The sequence below is a fragment of the Falsiroseomonas frigidaquae genome (genome assembly GCF_012163145.1).
GTDB classification, from domain to species: domain Bacteria; phylum Pseudomonadota; class Alphaproteobacteria; order Acetobacterales; family Acetobacteraceae; genus Falsiroseomonas; species Falsiroseomonas frigidaquae.
In genome coordinates, this window is the sequence record NZ_JAAVTX010000007.1 from 362,425 (window position 1) to 374,550 (window position 12,126).

The window sequence follows — 12,126 nt, forward strand, 5'->3', positions numbered from 1 at the left end:
GCGGTGCATGGGTTACCCGTAGGTGACCCCATCCGAGCACTGCATCCATTCCCGTGTTTCGACGTCGCCGCATCTTCCGCCCCGCCCCCGCCCCCCGCCGCCTGCGCGCGCCGCTGATGGCCCTGGCGGGCATCCTCATCGTTGCCGGCCTGTCCGGCATCGGCCTGCCGCCGGACCTGATGGGCTCCGCCCCGCGGGAACAGGATTGGTCCGCGCTGGCGGCCGAGGTGCGGGTGGTGGATGGCGACACGCTGCGGCTAGGCGACCGCACGCTGCGCCTGTCCGGAATCGATGCGCCGGAACGCGGGCAATCCTGCTCCGACGCCGCCGGCCGCTGGTTCGATTGCGGCGCCGCGGCGGCGGAGGCGCTGTCCCGGCTGGTCAATGGCCGCTCCGTGCTGTGCCGCGTGCATGGGCGGGATCGCTATGGCCGCGGACTCGGCCGCTGCAGCGCCGGTGGCGCGGAGCTGAACAGCGGGCTGGTCACCGCCGGCTGGGCGCTGGCCTATGAGGATGACGATGCCGGCATGCTGCTGGTCGAGACGGAGGCGAGGCTCGCCGGCCGCGGCCTCTGGGCTGGCAGTTTCACGCGGCCGGATGCCTGGCGCCGCCGCAACTGAGGACGCGGCCGGCACCCTTTCGCGCTGCCCGCATGCACCGAACCTTCATTCGAAACCAGTCTTGATCCGACCCCACGTTGCCAAGGGGGCGGACTGGCTCCTATCTTGCGCCGCACCATAACGGTGGCGCGAGTAAGGCGACCGTCACCTCTGATTGCCTGAGAGCCCCCTGCCTGCGAGGAAGCAAGCCATGACCGTCACGGCCAACGGGTCCGTCACATTTACCCTCGACGGGTCCAACCGCAGTACCAGCCTGCCCATCCTCAAGGGAACGATCGGCCCGGATGTGGTGGACATCCGCAAGCTCTACGCCGACCTCGGCGTGTTCACCTTCGACCCGGGCTATGGCGAAACCGCGAGCTGCGAGAGCCAGATCACCTACATCGACGGCGATGAGGGTGTTCTGCTGTACCGCGGCTACCCGATCGAGCAGCTCGCCGAGAATTCGGACTTCATCGAGGTCTGCTACCTGCTGATGAACGGCAACCTGCCGACCGAGGCGGAACTGGCGAAGTTCCGCAAGGGTGTGACCTACCACACCATGGTGCACGAGCAGATCCGCAACTTCTTCAACGGGTTCCGCCGCGACGCGCACCCGATGGCGATCATGTGCGGCGTGGTCGGCGCGCTGGCCGCCTTCTACCACGACAATCTCGACATCAACGACGCGCACCAGCGCGAGATCGCCGCCTTCCGCCTGATCGCGAAGGTGCCGACCATCGCCGCCATGGCCTACAAGTACAGCCAGGGCCAGCCCTTCGTATATCCGCGCAACGACCTGTCCTACGCGGCCAACTTCCTGCACATGCTCAATTCCGTGCCGGCCGAGGAATACAAGGTCTCGCCGACACTGGCCAAGGCGATGGACCGCATCCTGGTCCTGCATGCCGACCATGAGCAGAATGCCAGCACCTCCACGGTGCGGCTGGCCGGCTCCACCGGCGCCAACCCCTTCGCCTGCATCGCCGCCGGCATCGCCGCGCTGTGGGGCCCGGCGCATGGCGGCGCGAACGAGGCGGTGTTGAAGATGCTGGCCGAGATCGGCCATGTCGACAACATCCCGGACTTCATCGCCAAGGTGAAGGACAAGAACTCCGGCGTGAAGCTGATGGGCTTCGGCCACCGCGTGTACAAGAACTTCGACCCGCGCGCGAAGATCATGCAGCAGAGCTGCCACGAGGTGCTGTCCGAGCTTGGCATCAAGGACGAGCCGCTGCTCGACCTCGCCATGGCGCTGGAGAAGGTGGCGCTGGAGGACGAGTACTTCGTCTCCCGCAAGCTGTACCCGAACGTCGACTTCTATTCGGGCATCATCCTGAAGGCGATGGGCATCCCGACCAGCATGTTCACGGTGATCTTCGCCGTGGCGCGCACCGTCGGCTGGGTCAGCCAGTGGAAGGAGATGGTGGAGGATCCGAGCCAGCGCATCGGCCGTCCGCGCCAGATCTACACCGGCCCGGCGCAGCGCGACTATGTGAAGGTCGCCGCGCGCTGAACCCGGCGGGGCCACCCGGCCCCGCATCCACCGCCTGCCAGACGCCCCGCCGGCCCTGCCGCGCGGGGCGTTTTCGTGCCCGGGTGGCCACCACGGGGCACAAGCCGCCCCTCGCCGGGCCAGGCGACGAAAAAAAACGTTGGCCCCGTCCGCCCGGTCGCCGGGCTCCGCCGCAACCGGAAAATCCGCAGCCGTGCAATTGCGACGTTGGCGCAAGCAATTGAAAGCCTGTGGAAAAATCCTGCGGTGCAATTGCGCGACAGCTTCGCGTCATCGGCGGCACCCCATCCAGGCCCTCTGGCCTTCCGCGCAACCTGGGCGATTCTGCAACCCGAACGGGTGCTTTCTTAAGAAAACCTGAATTTTCGCCTTGAACTCACGCGCAGTTCAGGGAATCTATCTACGTAGGGTTGATATCCACAGGGGACATAAACCAGATGAGCGAAACACTACGCCTGGGCTCCGGCAAGGAACTCGACGAACTCGTCCGCAACCGCCTGCGCCTCTGGCCGCAGCACCCGCCTGGCATCACCCGTACCCCGAAGCAGCCGGGCACCTGGCTGCGCGGCCGGCCTGGCGAGCTGTCCATGGCGGCGCAGCCCTTCCTCAAGCTGCCGGGCACCAACACCTACCGCACCATCCCGGACGGCCTCTGGCTGCATTTCAGCCCGGACCCGGCGGATCGCTATGCCGACATCCTCTGCATCGAGGCCTGCGGCTCGATCTCCAACCTGCAGGACAAGCGGGCGCGCTTCGCCCCCTCCACCGGGTCCCTGCTGGTGGTCTGCCCGCTGCGCTGGATGATGGAGCGGGTGGGGGCGGAGGATACGACGCCGCGCTGGCGCCTGATCCGCCTACTGCGGGAAGCACCGACCGAGCCGCTGGTGCTGCCGGTGCGCGACGTGCGGGTGCTGTATGGGCTGAAGGCGCGCCACTACCTCGGCTTCGCCAAGTCCCAGATGCCGGCGCCGCACGAATACTTCTGCCCGATGGAGGCCCTGACCGCGGTGGATGGGCATGAGGCGCCGGAGATGCAGTCCCTGATCGGCCGCGCCAGCGCCACCGCCAACTTCATGACCCCTCCCTGAGCCGATGCCTACGGGCCGGCGCGAAGCGGGTGGTGGGACCCGCTTCGCGCCGGCCCGGCTCCGGCCCACGAAAAATGCCACAGGAACTTCACTTCCCCCCCCTGCCCGGCCCGCGCAGGTCGCTCTAGATCGGCAACGCGATTTCATGCAGCGGGAAAACGATGGCACTAGATCGGCGGAGTTTCGGCCTGGCCGCGGCGGGCATCGCCGCCAGCCGGCTTCTCTCGACCCCGGCACTCGCCCAGGGCGGCGTCTCCGGGCCGCTGGTGCTCTACACCTCCCAGCTCGAACCTGATGCGGCGCAGACGGTGGAGGCCTTCCGGGCCCGCCATCCGGGCGTCACCGTGGAATGGATCCGCGCCGGTACCGGCCAGATCATGACCCGGCTGCGCGCCGAGATCGCCGCCGGCCAGCCCCGCCCCGACGTGCTGCTGCTGGCCGACAGCCTGACCTTCGAGGGCCTGCGCGCCGAGGGCCGGCTGCGGCCGAGCCCCGAGGTGAAGCTGGGCGGCACCCCCGCCGGCCAAGTGGATGCGGCGCGCGGCTATTTCGCCACCAAGCTGATCACCACCGGCATCGTCCACCACACCCGTGCCCCCTTCGTGCCGAAGACCTGGACGGATCTGCTGGACCCGCGCGCGCGCAACCAAGTGGCGATGCCGTCGCCGGCCGTGTCCGGCGCCGCGGCCATCCATGTGACGGCGCTGGTGCAGAATCCGGCGCTCGGCTGGTCCTATGTGGAAAAGCTGGTGGCGCATGGCGTGCAGGCGCGCGGCGGCAACGGCCCGGTGATGCAGGCGGTGGCCGGCGCCGAGCGCGCCTTCGGCATCGCCATCGACTACCTGCCGATCCGCGAGGCCGCCAAGGGCGCCCCCGTGCGCTTCGTCTTCCCCGAGGACGGCGTCTCCGCCATCACGGAACCGGCGGCGATCCTCTCGACCACCCGCAACGCCCCGGCGGCCATCGCCTTCATCGACTTCCTGCTGTCGCGGGAGGGCCAGGCGCTGGCTTCGCGCCAGGGCTTCCTGCCGATCGACCCGGAGGTGGCGCCGCCGGCCGGCTTCCCGGATCCGAAGTCGATCCGCATCATGCCGCTGGATGCCGCCCGCGCCGCCGCCGAGCAGGCCGAGATCCTGCGCCGCTTCGCCGCCCTGACCAGCGGCTGAGGCGCCCGCCCGGAACTTGACGCGGGACCAGGACTTCGCGCCCGGGCACGGCCTCGGGCGCGGCATTGCGGGGCTTTCGCTCGGCTGGCTGCTGCTGGTCGGCGCCATTCCGCTCGCCCGGCTGCTGGCGGAGGCGCTGGGTGGCACGGCGGTGGCGGCCGCCTTCTCCGATACCGCGATCTGGCGGGCCGCCTGGCGATCCCTGGCCCTGTCGCTGGCCGCCGCCGCGCTGGCCACGCTGATCGGCGGCGCGCTGGCCTGGGCGCTGCTGCTGCGCGGCCTGCCGGGGCGGCGCGTGCTGATCTTCTGCGCGGTGCTGCCCGCCCTGGTGCCGGCGCAGGTCATGGCGCTGGGTTGGATCCAGGCCGGCGGCCCGGCCTCCCCGCTTCTGCTGGCGCTGGGGATGGCGCCGCCGATCGGCACGCCGAACCCGGTCTATTCACCCATCGGCATGGCGCTGCTGCTGGCTGCGCAATCGGCACCGCTGGTGCTGCTGGCCGTCGCCGCCCTGCTGCGCCGCGTGCCGGGGGAGGTGGTGCTGGCCGCGCGGGGGCTGGGCGCCTCGCCGGAGGCCGCCTTGCGGCGCGCCGTCTGGCCGCTGCTGGCGCCGGGTCTGCTGGCGGGGGCGGGGCTGGCCTATGTCGCGGCACTCGGCAATTTCGGCGTCGGCGCGCTGATCGGCATCCCGGCGCGCTTCACCGTGCTGCCGGTGCTGATCTGGCAGCGCCTGTCCTCCGGCGGCACCGCCTCGCTTGCCGAGGCCGCGGCGCTGGCGCTGCTGCTGGCGGCGATGGCCGCGCCGGCCCTGGTGCTCCAGGCGCTGGCGGCGCGGCGGGCGCCGGCGTCCGGGCGGCTGCCGTTCGCGCCGGTGGCGCTGCCGCGGGCCGGGCGCCTCGTCGTGCTCGGCCTCGTAGCGGCGTACCTGTTCATCGTGCTGGCGGTGCCGATGCTGGCGCTGCTGGCCGCGGCGCTGGTGCCCGCGATGGGGATGGAACTCACACCCGCCTCCGCCACGCTGCGACACTTCCTGGCCGCCGTCGCGGCCGATGCGCATACCGGGCGCGCCTTCGCCAATTCGCTGCTGCTTTCGGCCGGCGCCGCGCTGCTGCTGGCGGCCGCGGCGCTGCCCATCGCGCTGACGCTGCGCGCCCGGCCGGTGCGGCTGGCGGCGACGGCGGTGGACCTGCCCTATGCCCTGCCCGGCGCCTGCACCGGCGTCGCTGCCATCCTGGTGGTGCTGTCGCTGCCGGGCGGCGGGGCGCTGTATGGCACGCTGGGGGTGATCCTGTTCGCCTACCTCACGCGCTTCCAGGCGCTCGCCCTGCGCCCGGCCGCGGCGGCCGCCGCCCGGCTGGACCCGCTGCTGGAGGATGCGGCGCGCGGAATGGGCGCGGGGCCATGGCGCCGGCTGTGGTCGATCCACCTGCCGCCACTGGCCCCGGCGCTGGCCGCCGGCGGCATATTGGTGGCGCTGACGGCGGTGAACGAGGTAACGGTTTCCTCCCTGCTCTACGGGCCGGGGACGCAGACCCTGGGGGTGCTGGTGTTCAGCCTGCAGGAAAGCGGGCAGTCGCCGCTCGCCGCGGCCGTATCCTGCCTGGCGCTGCTGCTGAGCGCCGCGCTGATGGCCGCGGCCACACTGGCGGCACGGCGGCTGCCGGCAGGGACGCTGCCATGGCGGCCCTGATCCGCCCCGCCCGGGCCGAGGATCTGGCCGGGATGCTGGAGCTGTACCGGCACCTGAACCAGGACGATCCGCCCCCCGCCCCCACAGCCGCGGAGGCGGCCTGGCACGCCCTGCTGCATTCGGGCCTGACCACGGTCTTCGTGGCGGAGATGGAGGCGCGGCCCGTGGCGTCCTGCACCCTCGTCATCGTGCCGAACCTGACGCGCGGCGGCCGGTCCTATGGCGTGATCGAGAATGTCGTGACCCACGCCGCCCATCGCCAGCGCGGCCTCGGTCATGCCGTGCTGCAGGCGGCGCTGGACGCGGCCTGGGCGGCGGGTTGCTACAAGGTGATGCTGGCCAGCGGCTCGAAGCAGGAAGCGACGCTGCGCTTCTACGAGGCCGCCGGCTTTACGCGCGGCGGCAAGACCTTCTTCGAGGCGCGGCGCCGCTGAACACGCCGACCGGCCCGTTCAGCACGATGACCGCACCGCGCATCACACCAGCAGCGAATAGAACATCCGCATCGCCGTGATGAACAGGAACAGCGCGAAGGCCCGCTTCAGCAGCAGCGGCGGGATGGTGTGCGCCAGGTGGACGCCCCAGGGCGCCGCGATCATGGAACTCGGCACGATCAGCGCGAAGCCGATCAGGTTGACGTAGCCGAGGCTCAGCGGCGGCAGCAGCGGGTCGCCCCAGCCGCCATAGATGAAGCCGATGGTGGCCGGGATCGAGATGATGATGCCGAAGACGCTGGCGGTGGCCACCGCGCCGCGGATCGGCGCGCCGAACATCGACAGGATCGGCACGCCCACCGTGCCGCCGCCAATGCCCATCATGGCGCTGACCGTGCCGATGAAGCTGCCGAGCAGCTGCCGCAGCACGCCGCCCGGGAAGCTGTCCCGCAGCTTCCACTCCACGCCCGTGAAACCCATGTTCAGCGCCACCAGGATGGCGATGGTGGCGAAGACCAGGGTCAGCGCCTCGCCCTTCAGCCAGATCGCCAGGATGGTGCCGAACAGCACGCCGACGCCGATCGACGGCGCCAGGGATTTCAGCAAGGGCACGTCCATGGTGCCCTTGGCGAAGTGCTTGCGCGCCGACTGGATGCTGGTCGGGATGATGGTGGCGAGCGAGGTGCCCACCGCCAGCTTCATCTGCACCGCCTCCGGAATGCCGAACAGCGGGAACACGTTGAACAGCACGGGCACGATGACGATGCCGCCGCCAACGCCGAGCAGCCCGGCCAGGGTGCCGGAGACGATGCCGGTCAGTGCCATGGCAACCGCCAGGCCGGCGAGCCACATCGGGTCCGTCATATGCTCCATGATGCAGGCGACTCCTGATGCGGCCGGGTGATGCAGGCGGGGGTGCCGCGTGCCATACACCCCGCCTCCCACTGCGTCATCCCGGGGTCCCGCGCTTGTCCATCATCACAGACCCCTGGTTTTGGGTGCTCGCCGCGCCCGCCTTCCTGCTGACCGGCATCAGCAAGGGCGGCTTCGCCTCCGGCGCAGGGAACGTGGCGGTGCCGCTGATGGCGCTGGTGGTGCCGGCGCCGCAGGCGGCGGGCATCGCGCTGCCGGTGCTCTGCGCGATGGACATCTCCTCGATCCGCGCCTGGTGGGGGCGGTGGAGCTGGGCTGAGCTCCGCATCATCCTGCCGGGCGGCCTCGCCGGCATCGCCGTGGGGGCCGCGGTGTTCGGGCTGATGAGCGATGCGGCGGTGAAGCTGATGGTGGGCGGCATCGCGCTGGTCTTCCTGGCGCGCAGCCTGTGGCAGGCCCGCCCCGGCCGCGCCACGCCGGCGCCCGCCACCCCCGGCCGGCTGCGCGGCGGCTTCTGGGGCATGATCTCCGGCTTCACCAGCACGGTGGCGCATGCCGGCGGGCCGCCGCTGGCGGTGTACCTGTATCCGCTGCGGCTGGACCGGGCGACGCTGGCGGCGACCACCGTCGTGTTCTTCACGGTGATGAACTACGTGAAGCTGGTTCCCTACGCCCTGCTCGGCCAGCTTTCGGCCAGCAACCTGCTGACCAGCCTGCTGCTGCTGCCGCTGGCGCCGATCGGCGTGCGGCTGGGCATCTGGCTGCAGTCGCGGATGAGCGATCGGGTCTTCTACCGCATCGTCTATGCGATGCTGGCGGTCACCGGCAGCAAGCTGGTGTGGGACGGGCTGGCGGGGCTGTAGTCAGCCGCCGCTGCGATAGGCGGCCAGGATCTCGGACCCGGCGGTGCCGGCCTTCTCCTCCCACGCCTTCACCGCCGCGCCGCCGGCTTCCTTCAGCGCCGCCAGCAGCGGCGCGCCGGGCCGGGCGATGGTCACGCCATTCTCCCGCATGCGCTGCTGGTTCGCGGCGTCGCGGGTTTCCAGCAGGGTCCAGAGGCTGGATTCCGTGCGCGTCGCGGCGCGTTCCAGCGCGGCCCGCTGGTCCTCGGTCAGCGCGCCGAGCCTGGCCGGATCGCCGAAGGCCAGGCTGACCGGCATGGCGTAGCCGATCTCGGTGAAATGCGGCAGGTGCTCCCACAACCGCCGCCCGGCGCCGCCATCGCCGGAGGACAGCACGGCATCCAAAGATCCATCGGCCAGCCGCGTCGCCACCGCCTGGAAGCTCAGCATTTCCGCCGCCGCGCCCAGGGCGCGCATCGTCTCGGTCCCCGTGGCGTCATAGGTGCGCAGCTTCAGGCCGCGCAGATCCGCCGGCGTCGCGATCGGGCGGCGGGACCAGATGCCGGTGGGCGGCCAGGGCGTCACATGCAGCAGCGTGACGCCCAGCGTCTCCAGCGCCTCCTGATAGGCCGGGCGGGCCGCCACCAGCAGCCGCTTCGCCTCCGCGGCGGAGGTTGCCAGGAAGGGCAGCGAGGACAGCAGGAACACCGGGTCCAGCGCGCCCAGCGCCCCGGCGAAGGCATCGCCGATGGCGAAGCGCCCTTCCGCCACGGCGCGCGGCATGGCGGCGGATCGCACGCCGCCCGGCGCGTCGAAGGCGGGGGTGATGACCAGCGGCTTCGCGGCCTCGGCCAGCCGCACCAGGCCCTCCGCCGGCATGGCGCCCGCCGGGTATTCGGTGGCGGCGGTCCAGGCCCCGGCGGCGGGCTGCGCGCCACCCTGTTGCGCCCCACTCTGTTGCGCCGATGCGGCGAAGGGCATGGTGGCGGTCAGGGCAATCAGGCTGCGGCGGCGCATGGGGCGGGACTCCGGGGGCCGCCGAGAATAGGACGAGGCTTCGGATGGCGGAAAAAAATCTTGGTGTTCCGGTGCTTGGCGTGCTCGGCGGCATGGGGCCGCTGGCTTCCGCGCAGTTCATGCTGCGGCTGACCCTGCTGACGCCGGCCGAGCGCGACCAGGACCACATCCCCGCCGTGCTGTGGTCCAACCCCCGCGTGCCGGACCGCACCGCGGCGCGACTGGCGGGCGGCGAGGACCCCCTGCCCGCCCTGCTGCGCGGCATCCGCGGCCTGGAGGCTGCCGGCGCCGGCGCCATCGCCATCCCCTGCAACACCGCGCATGGCTGGTTCGAGGGCATGCAGGCGGCCACCGCCCTGCCCATCCTGCACATCGTCGATGCGGCGGAGGCGGAGCTGCTGCGGCTCGGCGTCACCCCCGGCCCGATCGGCCTGATGGGCACCGCGGGCACCCTGGCGATGCGGCTCTACCAGGAAAGGCTGGAGCCACGCGGCTGGACCTGCCTGGTGCCGGAGCCGGCCGAGATGGACCGCCTGGTCTCCCCCGGCATCGCGGAGGTGAAGGCCAACCGCGTGGCCGAGGCCCATGGCCCGCTGGCGGAGGCGGCCCGTGCCCTGGTGGCGCGCGGCGCGCGGGCGGTGGTGCTGGGCTGCACGGAAATCCCGCTCGGCATCGCCGCCGGCCCGGCGCTGCCCTTCCCGGTCTGCGATACGATCGACGCGCTGGCGCGGGCGGCGCTCCACTGGGCCGGGAAGTAGGCGCCACGAGTACAATTATGGCTCCCGGAGGCTCCGCAACCGCAGCAAATGCTGTATGAACAGCAGCTTGTGGTGAGTTGTGGAGATATCGTGGCAGGGAACTTCCGCCGCGCCGCAGCATTATTCCCTGGAAGACCGCCAAAGGGGCTCCCTCTTGGACAACTTCACTTTCGCGGCGCGGCGCGTCGTCGCCTCCTTCACCTTCGTCCCGGCCTGGCTGCTCAGCCTGATCGTGCTGGCTGCGGGGATCTTCCTGGCGATCCAGGCGCATCGGGTGCTGTTCCGCGCGGCCACCCGCATGGTGGCGGAACGCGACCTGTTCTGGCGATCCCTGGTGCAGCGCACCGAGGGTCCGTCCCGGCTGACCCTGATGATGATCGCGGTCGCCTTCGCCGCCTCCATCGCGCCGCTGACCAATGGGCAGGCCAACGTCATCCGCCATCTGCTGCTGGTCTGCTTCATCGCGCTGGTCGGCTGGACGGCGCGTACCGTGCTGCATATCTGGGTGACGATCTATCTGCGACGCTTCAAGCTGGATTCAGAGGACAACCTCCTCGCCCGCAAGCACACCACCCAGTCCCGGATCCTGCAGCGGGTCGCAGGCTGGCTGATCGTCACCATCACCATCGCCGTGGCGCTGATGACCTTCGAGGGGGTGCGGCAATACGGCGTTTCCCTGCTGGCATCCGCCGGTGCCGCCGGCCTGGTGCTCGGCCTGGCGCTGCAGCCCTTGCTGAAGAACCTTGTCGCCGGCATCCAGCTGGCGGTCACCCAGCCGATCCGGCTGGAGGATGCGGTGATCGTCGAGGGCGAATGGGGCAATGTGGAGGAGGTGACCTCCACCTATGTCGTCATCCGCCTGTGGGACTGGCGCCGCATGGTGCTGCCGCTGAGCTACTTCCTGGAACACCCCTTCCAGAACTGGACGCGCGAAAGCGCCAGCCTGATCGGCACGGCGATGATCCATGTGGACTACACGGCGCCGGTGGATGTCATGCGCCGCAAGCTGGTGGAGATCGCCGAGGGCTCCCGCCTCTGGGACGGGCGGGTGGTCAACCTGCAGGTGACGGAGCTGCGGGCGGAGACCATGGAGGTCCGCATGCTGGTCAGCGCCACCAATGCCGGCCGCACCTTCGACCTGCGCTGCGAGGTGCGGGAGAAGATGATCGCCTTCCTGCAGGCCGAACACCCCGGCGCCCTGCCGCGCGGCCGCGCCGAGGTGCTGGGCCAGTCGGAGATGCCGGCGGCCCGGCGTGCGCTGGCCGCTTGAAAGCCCCGGGTGATCCCGCCCGGTGGCTCCTAGACCGCCTCGGGGTCGAACAGGTAGCCGACCCCGCGGACGGTGCGGATCGCCATCGGCCGGGTCGGGTTGCGCTCCACCTTGCGGCGCAGCCGCATGATGCGCAGGTCGATGGCGCGGTCGAAGGCCTCCGGCTCCTCGTCGCCGGAGGTGCGCTCCAGCAGCCAGTCGCGGTGCAGGGCCCGGTTCGGGTGTTCCACGAACAGCTTCAGCAGGGTGAACTCACCCTCCGTCAGCGTGTCCTCGCGCCCCTCCGCCGTCACCAGCAGGCCGCGCTTCAGGTCCAGCACGGCACCGCCGATCCGCGTCTTGCCCGGTCCCAGCACCTCCGGCTTCGGGCTGGCCTGGGCGGCGCCATCCGCCCCGGCGCGGCGCATCACGGCGCGGATGCGGGCGAGCAATTCGCGCGGCTCGAAGGGCTTGGTGATGTAGTCGTCGGCGCCCGATTCGAGGCCCACCACCCGGTCCACCAGGTCCCCGGCCGCGGTCAGCATGATGATGCCGAGCTGGGCGGATTGCCCGCGCAGCCAGCGGGCCAGGGCGAAGCCATCCTCCCCGCCCGGCAGGCCGACATCGAGCAGCGCCGCATCCGGCATGGCCGCGGCCACCGAGGCCCGACAGGCGCGGCCATCGGCCACCGACTCCACCGCGAAGCCCTGGCTGACCAGGTAGGCGCAGATGGTTTCCCGCTGGAACGGGTCATCTTCGACGACAAGCAGATTGGTTGTGCCACCGGCCATGGATGGATCCCCCTGAACCTGCTCGCATCGACAGGCCTCGTTGACCGGATCAGTTACAAAGACCGGCGCTCTGCGTCAAAGGTCTGGCTGGCGCGAAACCTGTGAA

General features: G+C 70.9%; 12 protein-coding genes. 9 read left to right on the forward strand and 3 right to left on the reverse strand.

Features of this window, described 5'->3' with window-relative positions; genetic code table 11:
* The first annotated feature begins 53 nt into the window (after positions 1 to 53).
* The 6 genes from HB662_RS24380 to HB662_RS24405 all read left to right on the forward strand — a co-directional run bounded on the left by HB662_RS24380 (position 54) and on the right by HB662_RS24405 (position 6,490).
* Positions 54 to 620 (forward strand): thermonuclease family protein, encoded by a 567-nt coding sequence (locus HB662_RS24380; RefSeq protein WP_168053759.1) that lies wholly within the window; start codon positions 54 to 56, stop codon positions 618 to 620.
* Between the two features lie 190 nt (positions 621 to 810).
* A complete protein-coding gene (gene gltA, locus HB662_RS24385) occupies positions 811 to 2,115 on the forward strand; it encodes a citrate synthase (protein ID WP_168053761.1) in 1,305 nt (434 codons plus the stop codon).
* A 437-nt stretch (positions 2,116 to 2,552) separates the two neighbouring features.
* The gene (locus tag HB662_RS24390; protein ID WP_168053763.1) at positions 2,553 to 3,203 is read left to right on the forward strand and encodes a hypothetical protein; all 651 of its coding nucleotides are present in this window, start codon (positions 2,553 to 2,555) and stop codon (positions 3,201 to 3,203) included.
* Positions 3,204 to 3,364: 161 nt separating this feature from the next.
* Entirely contained in the window at positions 3,365 to 4,369 is a 1,005-nt protein-coding gene (locus HB662_RS24395; protein ID WP_168053765.1) for an ABC transporter substrate-binding protein, read from the forward strand.
* A 16-nt stretch (positions 4,370 to 4,385) separates the two neighbouring features.
* Positions 4,386 to 6,056, forward strand: coding sequence for an ABC transporter permease (locus tag HB662_RS24400; RefSeq protein ID WP_168053767.1), 1,671 nt, complete (start codon positions 4,386 to 4,388; stop codon positions 6,054 to 6,056).
* A complete protein-coding gene (locus HB662_RS24405; RefSeq protein ID WP_168053769.1) occupies positions 6,044 to 6,490 on the forward strand; it encodes a GNAT family N-acetyltransferase in 447 nt (148 codons plus the stop codon). Before HB662_RS24400 ends, HB662_RS24405 begins: the two co-directional genes overlap by 13 nt.
* A 42-nt stretch (positions 6,491 to 6,532) precedes the next feature.
* On the opposite strand, the gene HB662_RS24410 is transcribed toward HB662_RS24405, so the two are convergent.
* Entirely contained in the window at positions 6,533 to 7,363 is an 831-nt protein-coding gene (locus HB662_RS24410; protein ID WP_342449579.1) for a sulfite exporter TauE/SafE family protein, read from the reverse strand.
* A 95-nt stretch (positions 7,364 to 7,458) separates the two neighbouring features.
* Here HB662_RS24410 and HB662_RS24415 point away from each other — a divergent pair, with 95 nt between their 5' ends.
* Positions 7,459 to 8,226, forward strand: coding sequence for a sulfite exporter TauE/SafE family protein (locus HB662_RS24415; RefSeq protein ID WP_168053771.1), 768 nt, complete (start codon positions 7,459 to 7,461; stop codon positions 8,224 to 8,226).
* Here HB662_RS24415 and HB662_RS24420 read toward each other — a convergent pair whose 3' ends face one another.
* Complete coding sequence (locus HB662_RS24420) at positions 8,227 to 9,222, reverse strand: TRAP transporter substrate-binding protein (protein ID WP_168053773.1); 996 nt, start codon at positions 9,220 to 9,222, stop codon at positions 8,227 to 8,229.
* Between the two features lie 44 nt (positions 9,223 to 9,266).
* Between HB662_RS24420 and cuyB the strand changes: the two genes are divergently transcribed.
* Positions 9,267 to 9,980: a cysteate racemase gene (gene cuyB / locus HB662_RS24425; protein WP_168053775.1), complete on the forward strand. Its 714-nt coding sequence runs from the start codon at positions 9,267 to 9,269 to the stop codon at positions 9,978 to 9,980.
* A 154-nt stretch (positions 9,981 to 10,134) separates the two neighbouring features.
* Positions 10,135 to 11,250 carry a mechanosensitive ion channel family protein gene (locus HB662_RS24430; protein ID WP_171970281.1) on the forward strand — a complete coding sequence of 372 codons (1,116 nt, stop codon included), beginning with the start codon at positions 10,135 to 10,137 and terminating at the stop codon, positions 11,248 to 11,250.
* 29 nt (positions 11,251 to 11,279) lie between these two features.
* On the opposite strand, the gene HB662_RS24435 is transcribed toward HB662_RS24430, so the two are convergent.
* Positions 11,280 to 12,020: a response regulator gene (locus HB662_RS24435; RefSeq protein ID WP_168053777.1), complete on the reverse strand. Its 741-nt coding sequence runs from the start codon at positions 12,018 to 12,020 to the stop codon at positions 11,280 to 11,282.
* Positions 12,021 to 12,126 lie beyond the last annotated feature (106 nt).